Below are 14,369 nucleotides of genomic sequence, written 5' to 3'. Positions count from 1 at the left end.
CCCCCACCCCCGCCGCGCCCGGCGCCGCCGCCCGAGCCCATGGCTCCGCCGCCCGCGGTGGTGGAGGAACCAGCCGTCATGGCCCGCCTGCCGGTGCTGCCGAGGATGCCGGTGGAGACGCCGGTCCCGGACGGCGAAGCCGCCCTGGCGAAGCTCGCCGCGGCCTTCTCGCAGAGTCTGGCCGGACGCTTTCCCTTCGTAACCCCCGAGCGGACGCGCGGCGCGCCCGACGCCGACCCGCAGGACGTCCGCCGCTTCTACCGGCAGCTCGACGAGCACCGGGCCGCGGTCATGCGGACGGCAACCCCCGAGATCGCCGCCTTCATGGAGCGGATGGAAGCGGCCCGGCCCGTGATGGAAGCCGTCGCCCGTCCGGCCCCCGTCAACGTCCGCTTCACCTACGGAGCCAACCGCGCGCAGGAGGTCGGGGCGGAGCACATCATCGACTGGTCGATCCGGTCCGGCGCCAGTTCGGTCGGCGCCGCGGCCAACGGCGGGACACTCCTGTGGACACCCGGGCAGCCGGTCCTGCTGAGCGTCCGCTGGGCCGCCGGCTCGCCCTTCCGTCCGAAGGGCGCCGCGGCCAGCGAGGCCGCCGCCGCCGCGGGCGACACGCTCACCCTGGTGGAGCGCGGGCCATGGGCGCTGCTGCGCCTGCTGAAGAACCGCAACCCGGCGCCGCCGCGGGACGGCCTGCTGCTGCGCGTCGCCCTGCCGACGCAAACCATCGGCGGAGAGAGCGTGCGTGACACCATTCTTGTCTTCGGCGCATCGATCGGCGCCGGATCGCGCAACGAACTCCCAACGCACGCCATCGATCCGCCGGCCCATTTCCCTCAGAGGTAGAAAATGTCGATATACAAAGAAAAGCTCATGATTATCTTTGTTACAATTCGCAACAGAATGCCGCACACAACAACAAAAACGGCGCCCCGCCTCTAAACTATTTAATGCGTTGTTAATTACTGGAAAGGTATCAAGTCCTTAGGGCCTACAAAATCGTCGGATTGGCATTTTTCTCTCTGACGAGCGCCCCAAGAACGATTTTCTAATTCGCCAACTTGAATAGGGGCATTCGTTTGTCAATCGCCCGAGCGCGGTTGACTGTTAGAGGCCGTATTCTTTCGGCGTGCACAACACCGCACCGCGGAGCATCCGAAAGCGTGTGTTCAAGCGTTATTTCTCCACCTGAAACCAACCTTCCCAGACCCTCGAAAGGCTCCGGATCATGGTAGACCGTAAGAAGCGCGCCCAGGAACTGATCAAGTATCACAGCTACGCCTCGGGCGCCTTCGGCCTCATCCCCGTGCCCGGCGCGGATGTCGCCGCCGTCAGCGCGGCGCAGCTCAGCCTGATCCACAAGCTCGCCAAGCTGTACGAGGTCGAGTTCGCACAGGAGCGCACCCGCGCCATCGTCGGCGCTCTGCTGGGCGGCGTCATGCCCGGCGCGCTCAGCTCCAGCGTGCTCGGCTCCGCCGTGAAGGCCGTTCCGTTCATCGGCACCGCGCTCGGCGTGGCGGTGATGCCGGCCCTGTCGCTGGCCGCGACCCAGGCGCTGGGCCGCGTGTTCGCCCAGCATTTCGAAACCGGCGGCACGCTGCTGGACTTCGACGTGGACGCGATGCGCGAGCATTTCCGCAAGGAGTTCGAGGCCGCCAAGAACGAAGCCGCCGACGCCCCCGCCGAGGCGCCGCAGATGGAAGAGCAGCCGGCCCAGAAGGCCGGTTAAGGGCGCGACGCCGGAGCGCCGGGCAAGGAAGGAAGCATCGCCGTGTTCGAGCTGATCTACATCGGTCTCTGCCTGCTGGTCGGGTTTCTGGGGATCGGCCGCCGCGGCGGCTTCCTGCTTTACGCCTTCCTGGCGGTGGTTCTGACGCCGCCCGGCGCCCTCCTCGTCATGATCCTGCTGACCACCCGCCGCAAGAAGCGGGCCAAGGCATGACGGCCGCGATGGCATCCGTCCTCCTCCGCCCCGCCTTGCGGCTTCTGCTGCCGGCCCTGCTGGTTCTTCTGGCCGCCGCCGTTCCGGCGCGCGCCGAATACTGGACCATCGCGTCGGAAGACCATTTCCCGCCCTACAACTACTCCTTCAACGGCAACCGCACGGGGATCGACACGGAGATCGTCGTCGCCCTGCTGAAGGAGCTGAACATCACCCCGGTCCACCGGCCCCTGTCCTGGACCGAGGTCGTCCGGTCGATGGACGAGAACACCGCCGACGTGGGGTTCCAGTTCATCGCCTCGCCCGCCCGTTTCGCGCAGTACAACATGATCGGGCCGTTCCGCACCGGCACCACCGTCTTCATGGTGCGCAAGGACTCCCCCATCACCTTCGAACGGCTGGAGGACCTGACCCCCCACCGCATCGGCGTGGTGGACGGCTTCGCCTACGCGCCCGACTTCGACGCCGCGACCTATCTGGAGAAGGTCCCGTCCAGCAGCAACGTGGTCAATTTCCGCCGCCTGATCCTGGGCCGGGTGGACGTGATCGTCGGCGACCTGCATGTGCTGAACCACATGGCCAAGCAGGACGGGCGGCTGAAGGACGTGCGCGTGCTGCCCAAGCCGCTCGGCCTGATCCCCCGCTACATCGCCATGCCCAAGGCGCGCAAGGAGAAGGCGGAGCGGTTGCAGGCCGCCTTCGTCAAGCTGCGCGACAACGGCACCATCACCCGCATCCTCGACTCCTGGCTGGCGGAGTGAGGCGGCGCGATGAGCAAGAGCACCTCAACCAAGCGCGTCGCCCCCAGCCGGCCCGTCTCGGCGCTGCTGCCCCTGATCGGGCTGGCCGACCGTGAGATCCTGACCCGTCTGGTGGTGACCGGCTGCGTCGCCGCCGCCGCCAACCTCATCAGCCTGATGAGCCTCAGCGCGGAGCTGAGCGGCTGGATGCGCGGCGAGGTGATGGACACCCCCTTCCTGATCTTCTGCCTGTCGCTGCTGGTCTCCTACGCCTTCAGCAAGCGCTTCGTCGGGCTGGTGCTGACCACCGCCTTCAGCGCGCTGGCCGGGGTGCGGCGGCGTTTCCTCCAGCACGTCACGCTGGGCAACCACGCCGACATCCTGGACATGCAGGCCCGGCGCTCCTTCGACCTGGGCAACCATCACCTGGAGCGCATCGCGGCGCTGATGCCCAACCTGTCGATCGCCGCCAACATGATGCTGGTGGCGGCGGTGGCCTACCTCTACCTGTGGACGCTGTCCACGGTGGGCGCCACGCTGCTTCTGGTGGCGGCGGTGCTGGTCGGCGGTTGGTACGTGCGCGAGGCCCAGCGCACCCGCGCCCTGCTGGGGCAGGCCAAGGAGTCCGAGGTGCGGATGCTCCAGGGCTTCTCCGAGATCGTCGGCGGCAACGCCGAGATCAAGCTGGGCAAGGCGCGGCGCGACGAGCTGACCCAGGCGGTGGAGGCCGACGTCGCCCGCTGGGAGGACCTGAAGCGGCGCCACGGCAGCAACCTGGGCGAGCTGTTCTCCTGGATCGCCACCATCGTCATCGGCTTCTCCGCGGTCTTCGTCTTCATCTTCCCGCGCATGGGCGCGCTGTCGGCGGCGGAGCTTCCGCTGGTGACCTCGGTCATCCTGTTCCTCGCCCGGCCTTTGTCGAAGTTCCTCAACGCCGTGCCCGACTACATCGCGGCGGAGGACGCGGCGAACCAGCTCACCGGCCTGCTCGCCACCATGCCGGCGGCGGAGTACGAACCGTCGAAGCTGGCCCGCGCGCCGCGCCGCTTCACCGCCGTCGAGCTGCGCGGGGTGCGCTTCGCCTACCGCGCCGGGCTGCGCCCCGAGCCCTTCGTGATCGGCCCCATCGATCTGACCATCCCGGCGGGCAGCGTCGTCGGCATCGTCGGCGCCAATGGGTCCGGCAAGTCCACCCTGCTGCGCGTCATCCCGCTGCTGTTCCGCCCGGACGAGGGGCAGGTGCTGCTCGACGGGCAGGCGGTGGAGGGCGACCGGCTGGAATCCTACCGCGACCTGTTCTGCGCGGTGTTCCAGGACCATCACCTGTTCACCCGCCTGCCGCAGGGGCCGACCTTCGACGCCGAGCTGTTCCGCGAGATGCTGGCCTATCTGAAGATCGACCATCTGGTGCCGGAAACCGGCGACGGCCTGCTGAACCGCGACCTGTCCAAGGGCCAGCGCCGCCGCGTCGCCCTGGCCGTCGCGGTCGCGGAGGGGCGTCCGATCATCATCCTCGACGAATGGACGTCCGACCAGGACGCCGAGTTCCGCACCCGCTTCACCCACGAGATCATCGGCAAGCTGCGGTCGCTGGGCCGCACGGTGATCTTCGTGTCGCACGACGGCAACGCCTCGTCGGTGTGCGACGTGACCATTCACATGACCAACGGCCAGATGACCAACAGCCAAATGACCGGAGAGCGGACGGCCGCGACGCGCCCCGCCACGGCTTTGCTCCAGGAGACCGCGTGACATGGCTGACCAGGCCTTCACCTACGACGACGCCGATGCGACGCCGCAGCCGAAGTCGCGCCTGCGCGCACTGCTGGGCAACTGGTACGAGGAGCACCGCCGGTCGCTGCTGTGCACGCTGCTGGTCGGGGTTCTGATCTTCCTCTACTTCGCCCCGTCCATCGTCGTCTTCATCCCCGCCGGCCACGGCGGCGTGCTGTGGAAGCGCTTCCACCAGGGCACCCAGATGGGGCCGGCCCTGGCCGAGGGCGTGCACGTCATCTTCCCCTGGGACAAGATCGAGGTCTACGACCTGCGTCTCCAGGAGGACACCCGCTCCTATTCCGCCATCGCCAACGACGGCCTGAACGTCAGCATCGAGATCACGGTGCGTTACCGCCCCTACGCGGAGATGCTGGCCGCCCTGCACAAGAACGTCGGGCCGAACTACCTGGAAGTGCTTCTGGTGCCGGAGGTCGGGTCGGTCTCGCGCGAGATCGTGTCGCGCTTCAAGGCGGACGAGCTTTACGCCCACCGCCGCCTGCGCGTTCAGACCGAGACCTTCGAGCAGGTCGCCGACCGCGTGATGTACGCCCAGATCATCGGGGCGGAGGACACGCCGAAGCCGGACGGGCGCACCAAGACCGGCTATCTGCTGATCCAGGACATCCTGATCCGCAACGTCTCGCTGCCCGAGGCGATCATGGTGTCGATCGAGCGCAAGATCCAGCAGGACCAGGCCGCCCAGGAATACCAGTTCCGCCTGCAGCGCGAGCTGTTCGAGAGCCAGCGCAAGCAGCTCGAAGGCCAGGGCATCCGCGCCTTCCAGGAGACGGTGCAGGCCAACCTGACCGAGAACTACCTGCGCTGGCGCGGCATCGAGGCGACGCTGGAGCTGGCCCATTCGCCCAACGCCAAGATCGTCGTGATCGGCAACGCCGCCAGCGGCGGGCTTCCGCTGATCCTCGACGCCGCGTCGGGCCAGGGCGCCACCATTCCGATGCCGGGCGCCGCCGCCATCGCCCCCGGCGTGTCTCATCCGGGTGCCCCGAACGCCGCGACGGCCACGATGCCGAGCAGCCTGCCGGTGCCCCCCGCCTCGCAGCTTCCCTCGCTGAGCGGCGACGGCACGCCCGGACAGGTGCCGGTGGCCCAGATGCCCAGCCTGAACACCGCCGGCGCCGAGCCCGCACCGGGCGCTCCGCCCGCCTCCGGCCACCCGGGAGCCCCGGTCCCCGGCGTCAAGCCCCAGCCGGCGGGCGCCGCCGCGGGGCCGGCAAAGGACGGCAAGGCCGCCTCGGCCCCCATCCTGTCGAACATGTCGCCGTCCCGCCTGCTCGACCTCATCCAGTCCAAGTGAGCCGGCGATGGATCTCTGGCGCATCCTGAGACGCGACGCCCTGCGCAACATGCAGCCGCTGATGCTGCTGGCGGTGCTGGCGGCGGCCCTCAACCTCGCCCTGCTGACCTCGCTGAACAGCGCGCTGGTCATCATGGACGATCCCGAGGGATTGCAGCGGCTGCTGTTCATCTTCCTGCTGTCCGCCTTCCTGTGGCGGATCTCGCAGGGCTGGATGATGAACGCCGCGTCCAAGCGGATGCAGGCGGCGCTGGCCATCCTGCGCGTCGATCTGCTGCGCCGGGCGGTGGCCGCCGACCTGCCGGACGCCATGGCGATCGGCTCCGCCCGCCTCGCCCAGGTGGCCGGGCCGGAGCTGCAACTGCTGGCCCAGGCGGTGCCGACGCTGGTCATCAGCTTCCAGTCGGTCGCGGCGATCGTGCTGTGCCTGCTCTATCTCGCCACCCTGTCGAACGCCGCGGTGCTGATCGTGCTGGGCTTCCTGACGGTCGGCGGCATCCTGATCGCCCGCTCCGTCCTGCGGCTGGAACGGCTGTCGGAGACGATCCACGAGGCCGAGGGCGCGCTGTCGGAACGGTCGGACCACATTCTCCAGACGCTGCGCGAGTGCAAGCTGAACCGCCGCCGCGCCGCCAACGCGCTGTCCGACGCCACCGCCTGCGCCGAGGCGCTGCGGAAGGAGCGCCACCGCTTCGGCGCCGAATACAGCCACTATTTCACGCTCAGCGAGCTGACCTATTACGCGGCGCTGGCCGGGATCATCTTCCTTCTGCCGGCGGTGACCAGCACCGACATCGCGACCGTCGTGCTGGCCGGTCACGCCGCCGCCTTCATCGCCTACCCGGTCATCACCATCGTCGCCTCCTACCCCTCCTACATCAGCGCCGAGACCGCCGCCCGCTCCTATCTGGCGGTGGAGGCCGAGTTGAAGGCCCCGCCCCGCCCCGCCCAGCGCCGGGCCAAGGACGCACCGGCCACCGGCTTCACCGGCTTCTCCACCATCGCGCTGGACGGCGCCGCCTACCGCCACCCCGGGCGCGACGGCATCGGCTCCTTCACCGTCGGCCCCATCGACCTGACGGTGGAGCGCGGCAGCACCGTCTTCGTCACCGGCCACAACGGCGCCGGCAAGAGCACGCTGGTCCACATGCTGCTCGGCCTCTACCCGGCGCAGCGCGGCAGCCTGACGGTGGACGGCGCGGCGGTGACGGCGGACACGCTGGCGGCCTACCGCGACCTGTTCTCCGTCGTCTTCTCCGACAACCATGTGACCCGGCAGCTCTACGGCGCGGTGTCGCTGGAGGACGGTTTCGCCGACGAGCTGCTGGACCTGCTGGAGATGTCCGACAAGGTGGCGGTCGACGGCCGCGCCTTCACGACGGTGGACCTGTCGCAGGGGCAGAAGAAGCGCCTCGCCCTGATCGCCGCCCTGCTGGAGCGCAAGCCGGTGCTGGTGCTGGACGAATGGGCCGCCGACCAGTCCCCCTATTTCCGGCGGAAATTCTACCGCGAGATCATTCCCTGGATGAAGGCGCGCGGCATCACCGTGATCGCCGTGACGCACGACGACGCCTATTTCGACGCCGCCGACGTGCAGATCCAGGTGGAGCAGGGCGGTATCCGCCGGCTCGACACCCCGACCCTTCCGGCCCCCGACCTGCTCCCCGCCTGACCCCAGGCCGGCGGATCGGGGCCGGCAGACCCATTCCTCCCTCCCCTCCCCCAGACGCGAGACAGAGGCACACCATGATCCTTCTCACCGGCGGCACCGGCTTTCTCGGCGGTTCCTTCTACCTCGACGCCGTCAAGAACGGGACCGCGGCGGACTGCCTGCTGCTGATCCGCGGCGCCGACGAGGCCGCCTGCCGCGCCCGTCTCGCCACCAATCTTTCCCGCTGCGTGGACCGCGCCACGGCCCAGGCCTACGCCGATCTCTGCCAGATCATTCCGGGCGACCTGCAATCGCTGGCGACCAGCACCGATCCGCGGCTGGACGCGGTGACCCACATCGTCCACGTCGCCGCCGACACCTCCTTCGACAGCCGCCATTCGGTCTGGCAGATCAACGTGGACGGCACGCTGGCGCTGGCCGCCCGCGCCCGCCGCATGAAGCATCTCCAGCGCTTCCTGCACATCGGCACCGCCTTCTGCTGCGGCGAGACGCCGTGGCTGGAGATGGTGCAGGAGGCCCCGGCCCCCGGCCACGACACGCCGCACATCGTCGAATACACCCGCAGCAAGGCGGCGGCGGAGCGGGCGCTTGCCGCCGGCTTCCCCGACCTGCCGATCGTCGTCTGCCGCCCGTCCATCGTCGTCGGCCACACCACGATGGGCGTGCGCCCCAGCGCCAGCATCTTCTGGTTCTTCCGGCTGGTCGACCGCACGGGCGTCCTGCCCTGCTCGCCGGACGGCTTCATCGACATCGTGCCGGTGGACTGGGCCTCGGCCCGGCTGCACGACCTGCTGCGCAAGCCCGACCTGAAGCACAACCTCTACCACATCTCCGCCGGCCTCGGCAGCCGGACCCTGTGGAGCGACTTCCAGGCCGCCTTCGCCGCGCACGGCCATGAGGGCACCCGTCCCTACAGCTTCTTCGACCCGAAGGGCGCGGAGGGGTGGAAGCCCTTCGACCGGGCCTTCCGCCTCGCCTTCCCGCAGCGCGACATCCTGCACCGGACGATGATGGCGGGCGGGCGCAAGTACCACCGCTTCACCGCGCAGGACATCGCCTTCGACAACAGCCGCCTGCTGGCCGAAGGCTTCGCCCCGCCGCCGCGCTTCGCCGACTACATCGGGGTCTGCCTGACCAACCCCGGCACGACCATCGCGGAGCAGTTCGTGGACGACGCCGCCAGCTTCGAGTTCGACGAGTCGCTGTCCGGCGCCGGGTCGCCCGCCACCGCCGCCGCCTGAGTCCCATCGCCGGAGAAGGACGCCATGCCGCTCCTCATCGCCACCCGCCTCGCCGCCAGCCCGATCCACGGGCTGGGCCTCTACGCCGAGGAGGCGGTCGCCGCCGGCACGCCGGTGTGGGCCTTCGACGCCCGCATCGACCGCCTTCTGGCGCCCGACGACGCCGTGCTGGCCGACTTCCCCCAGGTCGCCCGGCTGGCCGACTTCCACGGCTGCGTGATCGAGGGGGTCGGCGTCCTTCTGCCGGGGGACGACGCCCGGTTCCTCAACCACGCGGACGGCCCGTCCATCGGGCGGGCCGACCCCGGCGACTGGCGGCGCTTCGTCGCCCGCCGCGACATCGCCGCCGGGGAGGAGATCACCTGCAACTACGAGGACATCTGCGCCGACGTGCGCGAGGCGGGGGCCGCCTCCTACCTGACCGGGCCAGCCGGATGACCGCCCGCCCGCCCCTTCCCCCGCTGCGGACCAGCTTCGCCGAACCGGCGGCCCTGACGCCCGGGCGGCGCGCGGCGATGTTCGCCCTGCTCAGCGTCTGGTTCGAAGGCTACGGCGAGGACTACTTCAACGAGGAGTTGGAAGACCTCGACCACTGCGTGCTGCAGGAGGATTCCGAAACCGGGGATCTGGTCGGCTTCGCCACCGTCTACCGGCAGACGATGGAGATCGACGGAACCCCGGTGGGCGCCTTCCACACCGCCCACTGCATCCTGGAGCGCCGCTTCTGGGGCTCGAACGGTCTGGTGCGCGCGATGGTCGCCGAAATGGTCGCCCGCGCCCGCGCCGACCGCTCCGGACGGCTGTGGTACTGGAGCTACAGCGCGGTCGGCTACCGTTCCTACCGCTACATGCCGATGCTGTTCCTCCGCCACACCCCCCACCCGGACGTGGCGCCTGACGACCTCGACCGGGCGGTGCGCGACCACATCGGGCGCGAATGCTTCGCCCATTATTACGACGCCGGGACCGGCACCGTGGACTGGCAATGGCAGGGCTACGGCCTGACCGAGGAGGCCCGCGCCATCAGCGAGGCCAAGCTCGACAGCCCGGCGGTCGCCCAGTTCCGCCGCATCAACCCGCGCTGGGCCGACAGCGTGGAAATCCTCTGCCTCGCCCGGCTGGAGGACGCCAACCTCACCCCCTTCGGCCGCCGCTGGTTCCCGGACACCCCCCTCACCCTGACCCTCTCCCCAGGGGGGAGAGGGGATATCACGACCCTGGAATGACCACGCCCATGAACGCTTCCTCCCTCCGCACCGCCGTCCTCGCCGGCACCGCCTTTGCGGCCCTGGCGTCCGCTCCGGCCCTGGCCGAGCCGGGCTTCGACCTGACCATCGGCGGCGACGCCTATTTCCAGGGCGCCTACATCCGCCAGCAGCAGGACGACGGCCTGCGCTCGCGCGAGTTCGCCAACCGCTACCGTCTGGTCGTCACGCCGTCGGCCACCGCCGACAACGGCCTGACCTACGGCGCGCGGCTGCGCATCGTGGCGGGCAACGGCGACCCGACCGTCTCGACCCGCGACATCGAGAACGACCGCGCCTTCCTCTTCGCCAACGGCGCCTTCGGCACGGTCCAGGCGGGCGTCATCAACGGCCTGTCGGACGAGTACGGGATCATCGGCCCGAACGTCGAGGGCGTGGCCGGCAGCCCGGACAGCAACGGCATCCTGTTCCTGAACGGCTCCACCACCTTCGCGGCCCTGCCGCTGGCGGCGACCAGCCTGCGCACGCTGATCGCCTACGACACCGGCACCAAGCTGGTCTACATCACGCCGAGCGTCGGCGGCCTGTCGGTGGCGGTGTCCTACATGCCGCGCAGCGGCGACTTCAACACGTCGGTCAACCGCCGCAAGACCGACGCGCTGGGCGACGCGCTGTCCTTCCGCGACGTGGTGGAGGCCGGCGCCGCCTTCCTGACGGAGGTGGGCGATTTCACCGTCGAGGGCAGCGCCTTCTATGCGAACGGCAAGGCGGTGCGGCAGACCGATGGTGTCGCCAACCAGTCCTTCGAGGATCTGAACTCCGTCCATGTCGGGGCCAACGTCGGCTACGGCCCGGTGAAGGTCGGCGCCAGCTACGCCTACAGCGGCGACAGCGGCTACGCCGATGGCCTCGCCCAGACGCGGGCGCAGCAGAACTGGATCTTCGGCGCCCAGTACACCGCCGGGCCGCTGCTGTTCGCCGCCAACTACCTGCGGGCGCTGGGCAACGACGGCGCGACCATGACCACCCCGTCCAAGGCCGACATCTGGCAGGGCGGCGTCACCTGGACCGTCGCCCCGGGCTTCACCACCGGCCTGGAGTACGACTATGTGCGCTCCACCCTGCAGGCGGGCGGCCCCGGCGGCGGCGACCTGAACGACCGCGCGCACATCCTGATGCTCGACACCCGTCTGGCCTTCTGACGCGGCGCGCCGTGGCCAGAGGGACGGGGACGTTACGCCGGCGGGGCCGGCGGCACGTCCCCGCTTCCCTCGCTGCGGTCGCGGTAGAGGGCGGCGCGGGCCAGCAGCATCAGCGTGATGGGCGTGGTCACCACCATGAAGACCGCGATCAGGATCTCGTGCAGCGCCAGCCGCGATTGCAGAACGGTGAAGCACAGCATCGAGGCCAGCAGCACGAAGCCGATGCCCATGCTGGTGCCCAGGGTCGGGGCGTGGACCCGCTCGTAGAAGGTGCGGAGCCGCAGGAACCCGATGGACCCGATCAGCGCCAGCGCGGCGCCGGTCACCAGGAACAGCGCCACCGGAATCGCCGCCCAGACCGGCAGGTCGGCCAGATGCGTCATTCGATCACCTCTCCGCGCATGAGGAATTTCGCCAGCGCCGCCGTCGCGACGAAGCCGAGCAGCGCGATGATCAGCGCGGCCTCGAAATAGAGCGTGCTGCCGGTGCGGATGCCGAAGGTCAGCAGCAGCATCGTGGCGTTGACGTAGAGCGTGTCGAGCCCGAGCACCCGGTCCTGCGCCCGCGGCCCGCGCAGCACGCGGAACGCCGCGCAGGCCATGGCGGCGACCAGCAGGATCTGCGCCAGGAAGATCGACCAGAGCAGCAGCGTCGCGGTCATTCGAAGATCTCCATCAGGCGTTTCTCGTACCGTCCCTTGATGGTGTCGATCCAGGTGCCTTCATCGACCAGATCGAGGATGTGGAGGAGGATCGTGTTGTTCGCGGAATTGTACTCCACCCAGATCGTTCCGGGCGTCGCCGTGATGATGCAGGCCAGCGTCGCCAGACCGTAGGGCGCCCGCATGTCCAGCGGGATGCGCAGGAAACCGGACACCCGCTCCGTCTTCCCCGGGGTGAGGATGATCCGGGCGACCGCGAGGTTCGAGCGCGCGATGTCGCCCAGCACCAGGGCGGCGAGCGCGCAGGCGGCGCGCGGCCGCCGCAGCCGCCCGGCGGGCGGGTCGAGCGCGATGAACCCCCGCACCGTGAGAAGCGCCAGCACGCCGCCCATCAGGATGGAACCCAGGGCCACGCTCTCGGTCAGCAGCAGCCACAGCGCCACCAGCGCCGCGGTCAGCAGCGGGAACGGCAACCAGTCTCTCATCGACCAGCCTCTCATCAACCCGCCTCTCATGGCGCGCCTCCCTTGCCCGAAACGACGGCGGGCAGCAGCACCCCCTGGACGTAGTTCTGCGGCCCGTGCAGCGACCGGGCGGTGTCCTCCATGTAGCGCATCACCGGGCCGGCCTGGACGGTCAGCGCCACGCAGAGGCCCAGCAGCAGAATCACCGGCGCGAGTTCCACCACGCGCACGCGCGGCAGTTCGCCCGCCGGCGACGCCCAGAAAACGTCGATGCCGGTGCGGCTCATCGCGACGACCGTCGCCAGACCGGACAGGATCAGCGCGGCCAGCAGCGCCCAGGTGGTGACGGGAAGCCCCTCCCCGCCCTGGGCGAGCAGCGGCGCCAGGATGGCGAACTTGGCGAGGAAGCCCGACAGCGGCGGCAACCCGGCCAGAAGAAGCGCGCAGGCCATGAAGGCCATGCCGAGGATCGCCATGATCGCCGGAATGGACACGCCGATGGCGTCGTCGTCGTCCGATTCCTCGTCCTCGCCCTCGCCGAACGCCTCGCGCGTCACAGCCAGCACGTCGGCGCCGACCATGCGCCCGCGCTCCACCAGCTCGATCAGCAGGAAGAGGCCGGCGATCGCGAGGACGGAGCTGGTCATGTAGAACAGGGCGCCGCTGGTCACCGCCACCTGCCCGGCGCCGATGGCGGCCAGCAGCGTGCCGGAGGACACCAGCACGCTGGCCCCGGCCAGCCGCGCCAGATTCTGCGTCGCCAGCACCGCGACCGAGCCGAAGCCGATGGTCAGCACCCCGCCGATCAGCAGCCAGTGCCCGCCGAAGCCCGCCGAGGTTCCGGCGCTGTCGCCGAAGATCAGCAGCCACAGCCGGAGGATGGCGTAGATGCCGACCTTGCTGAGGATCGAGATGATCGCGGCGGACGGCGCCCCCACCGTGGTGTAGGTGTTCGGCAGCCAGAAGCCCAGCGGCCACATCCCCGCCTTGATGAGGAAGGCGACGCCCAGGATGGCCGCCCCGGCCTCCAGAAGCGCCCGGTCCTCCGCGGCCACCCCGGCGATCCGCCCGGCCAGCTCGGCCATGTTCAGCGTGCCGGACACGCCGTAGATCATGCTCACCCCGATCAGGAAGAGCAGCGAGGCCGACAGGTTGATCGCGATGTAATGCAGCCCGGCGCGGACGCGGGCGAGGCCGGAGCCGTGCAGCGCCAGCCCGTAGGAGGCGGCCAGCATGATCTCGAAGAAGACGAAGAGGTTGAACAGGTCGCCGGTCAGGAAGGCGCCGTTCAGCCCCATGAGCTGGAACTGGAACAGCGAATGGAAATGCGCCCCCGCCTTCTGCCAGCGCGGCAGCGAGAAGACCAGGGCGGACAGCCCCAGCACGCCGGTCAGCACCAGCATCAGCGCGGACAGCCGGTCCAGCACCAGGACGATGCCGAACAGCGACGGCCAGTCGCCCAGCCGGTACAGGCGCACGGTGGCGTCCGCCCCGGTGGCGGTGTGGTCGGTCAGGAACAGCAGCAGCACCGCCAGCGCCAGCAGCAGCGACGCCGACGCGACGCCCAGCGTGGCCTTCAGCGCGCGCTGCCGCTCGTCGATCAGCATCATCAGCGCGCCGACCAGCAGCGGGATGACGATCGGCGCGATCACCAGATGATCCATCCAGGAACTCAACGGGACTTCTCCTTGCCGTCCACATGGTCGGTTCCCGTCAGGCCGCGCGCGGCGAGGATCAGGACGAGGAACAGCGCCGTCGTCGCGAAGCTGATGACGATGGCGGTGAGGACCAGGGCCTGCGGCACCGGGTCGGCGTGGGTGGCGAGGCTGCCGGCCATGCCGCGCTCCAGCACGGGCGCCGCCCCCGTGCGCAGGCCGCCGGTCGAGAAGATGAAGAGGTTGACGGCGTAGGAGAGCAGCGACAGGCCGATGATGACCTGGAAGGTGCGGGGCCGCAGCAGCAGCCAGACGCCGGAGCCCGTCAGCACCCCGATCCCGAGCGCGAGGATAAGTTCCATCAATCGTCTCCCGTTGCGGCGGTCGAGGCCGCGCCCGGCGCGCCCGCCGTCGTCGAGCCGGCTGCCGTCCGCGAAGAGCTTGCCGGCATCCGTTCCGGGGTCAGGGCCATGGCCGTCACTCCGCGCCGCGCTTC

At 69.7% G+C, this 14,369-nt stretch carries 15 protein-coding genes and 1 pseudogene; 11 read left to right on the top strand and 5 right to left on the bottom strand.

Annotated features, from left to right (window positions below):
* The 11 genes and pseudogenes from QSG27_RS22470 to QSG27_RS22420 form a co-directional block, all read left to right on the top strand.
* Window positions 1-846, top strand: a pseudogene (locus tag QSG27_RS22470) (type VI secretion system protein); the annotation flags it as partial.
* Between the two features lie 382 nt (window positions 847-1,228).
* Window positions 1,229-1,729, top strand: coding sequence for a YcjF family protein (locus QSG27_RS22465; protein ID WP_306710057.1), 501 nt, complete (start codon window positions 1,229-1,231; stop codon window positions 1,727-1,729).
* A 42-nt stretch (window positions 1,730-1,771) separates the two neighbouring features.
* A complete protein-coding gene (locus tag QSG27_RS22460; RefSeq protein WP_167525231.1) occupies window positions 1,772-1,942 on the top strand; it encodes a hypothetical protein in 171 nt (56 codons plus the stop codon).
* 8 nt (window positions 1,943-1,950) lie between these two features.
* On the top strand, window positions 1,951-2,703 hold the full coding sequence (locus tag QSG27_RS22455) for a substrate-binding periplasmic protein (RefSeq protein WP_306710055.1): 753 nt from the start codon (window positions 1,951-1,953) through the stop codon (window positions 2,701-2,703).
* 9 nt (window positions 2,704-2,712) lie between these two features.
* A complete protein-coding gene (locus tag QSG27_RS22450; RefSeq protein WP_306710052.1) occupies window positions 2,713-4,434 on the top strand; it encodes an ATP-binding cassette domain-containing protein in 1,722 nt (573 codons plus the stop codon).
* Window position 4,435: 1 nt separating this feature from the next.
* Entirely contained in the window at window positions 4,436-5,773 is a 1,338-nt protein-coding gene (locus QSG27_RS22445; protein WP_306710050.1) for a prohibitin family protein, read from the top strand.
* Window positions 5,774-5,780: 7 nt separating this feature from the next.
* Window positions 5,781-7,445 (top strand): ATP-binding cassette domain-containing protein, encoded by a 1,665-nt coding sequence (locus tag QSG27_RS22440; RefSeq protein ID WP_306710048.1) that lies wholly within the window; start codon window positions 5,781-5,783, stop codon window positions 7,443-7,445.
* Window positions 7,446-7,519: 74 nt separating this feature from the next.
* Window positions 7,520-8,686 (top strand): SDR family oxidoreductase, encoded by a 1,167-nt coding sequence (locus QSG27_RS22435; RefSeq protein WP_306710046.1) that lies wholly within the window; start codon window positions 7,520-7,522, stop codon window positions 8,684-8,686.
* A 24-nt stretch (window positions 8,687-8,710) separates the two neighbouring features.
* Window positions 8,711-9,124, top strand: a complete 414-nt coding sequence (locus tag QSG27_RS22430) for an SET domain-containing protein (protein ID WP_306710044.1) — start codon at window positions 8,711-8,713, stop codon at window positions 9,122-9,124.
* Entirely contained in the window at window positions 9,121-9,912 is a 792-nt protein-coding gene (locus QSG27_RS22425) for a hypothetical protein (RefSeq protein WP_306710042.1), read from the top strand. Before QSG27_RS22430 ends, QSG27_RS22425 begins: the two co-directional genes overlap by 4 nt.
* A gap of 8 nt (window positions 9,913-9,920) precedes the next feature.
* Window positions 9,921-11,093 carry a porin gene (locus QSG27_RS22420; RefSeq protein WP_306710040.1) on the top strand — a complete coding sequence of 391 codons (1,173 nt, stop codon included), beginning with the start codon at window positions 9,921-9,923 and terminating at the stop codon, window positions 11,091-11,093.
* A 32-nt stretch (window positions 11,094-11,125) separates the two neighbouring features.
* On the opposite strand, the gene mnhG is transcribed toward QSG27_RS22420, so the two are convergent.
* From mnhG to QSG27_RS22395, 5 genes are all read right to left on the bottom strand, one after another.
* On the bottom strand, window positions 11,126-11,476 hold the full coding sequence (gene mnhG / locus QSG27_RS22415) for a monovalent cation/H(+) antiporter subunit G (protein WP_306710038.1): 351 nt from the start codon (window positions 11,474-11,476) through the stop codon (window positions 11,126-11,128).
* Window positions 11,473-11,754, bottom strand: a complete 282-nt coding sequence (locus QSG27_RS22410; RefSeq protein WP_306710037.1) for a K+/H+ antiporter subunit F — start codon at window positions 11,752-11,754, stop codon at window positions 11,473-11,475. Before QSG27_RS22410 ends, mnhG begins: the two co-directional genes overlap by 4 nt.
* Window positions 11,751-12,239 (bottom strand): Na+/H+ antiporter subunit E, encoded by a 489-nt coding sequence (locus tag QSG27_RS22405; protein WP_306710035.1) that lies wholly within the window; start codon window positions 12,237-12,239, stop codon window positions 11,751-11,753. Before QSG27_RS22405 ends, QSG27_RS22410 begins: the two co-directional genes overlap by 4 nt.
* A 26-nt stretch (window positions 12,240-12,265) precedes the next feature.
* Entirely contained in the window at window positions 12,266-13,894 is a 1,629-nt protein-coding gene (locus QSG27_RS22400) for a monovalent cation/H+ antiporter subunit D (RefSeq protein ID WP_306710033.1), read from the bottom strand.
* Window positions 13,891-14,369, bottom strand: a 479-nt coding sequence (locus QSG27_RS22395; protein ID WP_306710031.1) for a Na+/H+ antiporter subunit C, incomplete at its 5' end; no start/stop codon positions are given. The genes QSG27_RS22395 and QSG27_RS22400, both read right to left, overlap by 4 nt.

This window comes from Azospirillum isscasi (assembly GCF_030849505.1).
GTDB lineage: Bacteria > Pseudomonadota > Alphaproteobacteria > Azospirillales > Azospirillaceae > Azospirillum > Azospirillum isscasi.
Note: the sequence above shows the minus strand (reverse complement) of the source record. Positions and strands in the feature narration are given on the sequence as shown.

What these genes read in the sequence shown, in the direction of transcription:
- QSG27_RS22465 (WP_306710057.1), top strand. Translation starts at nt 1,229, where the DNA reads ATGGTAGACCGTAAGAAGCGCGCCCAGGAACTGATCAAGTATCACAGC.
- QSG27_RS22455 (WP_306710055.1), top strand. Translation starts at nt 1,951, where the DNA reads ATGGCATCCGTCCTCCTCCGCCCCGCCTTGCGGCTTCTGCTGCCGGCC.
- QSG27_RS22450 (WP_306710052.1), top strand. Translation starts at nt 2,713, where the DNA reads ATGAGCAAGAGCACCTCAACCAAGCGCGTCGCCCCCAGCCGGCCCGTC.
- QSG27_RS22445 (WP_306710050.1), top strand. Translation starts at nt 4,436, where the DNA reads ATGGCTGACCAGGCCTTCACCTACGACGACGCCGATGCGACGCCGCAG.
- QSG27_RS22440 (WP_306710048.1), top strand. Translation starts at nt 5,781, where the DNA reads ATGGATCTCTGGCGCATCCTGAGACGCGACGCCCTGCGCAACATGCAG.
- QSG27_RS22435 (WP_306710046.1), top strand. Translation starts at nt 7,520, where the DNA reads ATGATCCTTCTCACCGGCGGCACCGGCTTTCTCGGCGGTTCCTTCTAC.
- QSG27_RS22430 (WP_306710044.1), top strand. Translation starts at nt 8,711, where the DNA reads ATGCCGCTCCTCATCGCCACCCGCCTCGCCGCCAGCCCGATCCACGGG.
- QSG27_RS22425 (WP_306710042.1), top strand. Translation starts at nt 9,121, where the DNA reads ATGACCGCCCGCCCGCCCCTTCCCCCGCTGCGGACCAGCTTCGCCGAA.
- QSG27_RS22420 (WP_306710040.1), top strand. Translation starts at nt 9,921, where the DNA reads ATGAACGCTTCCTCCCTCCGCACCGCCGTCCTCGCCGGCACCGCCTTT.
- mnhG (WP_306710038.1), bottom strand. Translation starts at nt 11,476, where the DNA reads ATGACGCATCTGGCCGACCTGCCGGTCTGGGCGGCGATTCCGGTGGCG.
- QSG27_RS22410 (WP_306710037.1), bottom strand. Translation starts at nt 11,754, where the DNA reads ATGACCGCGACGCTGCTGCTCTGGTCGATCTTCCTGGCGCAGATCCTG.
- QSG27_RS22405 (WP_306710035.1), bottom strand. Translation starts at nt 12,239, where the DNA reads ATGAGAGACTGGTTGCCGTTCCCGCTGCTGACCGCGGCGCTGGTGGCG.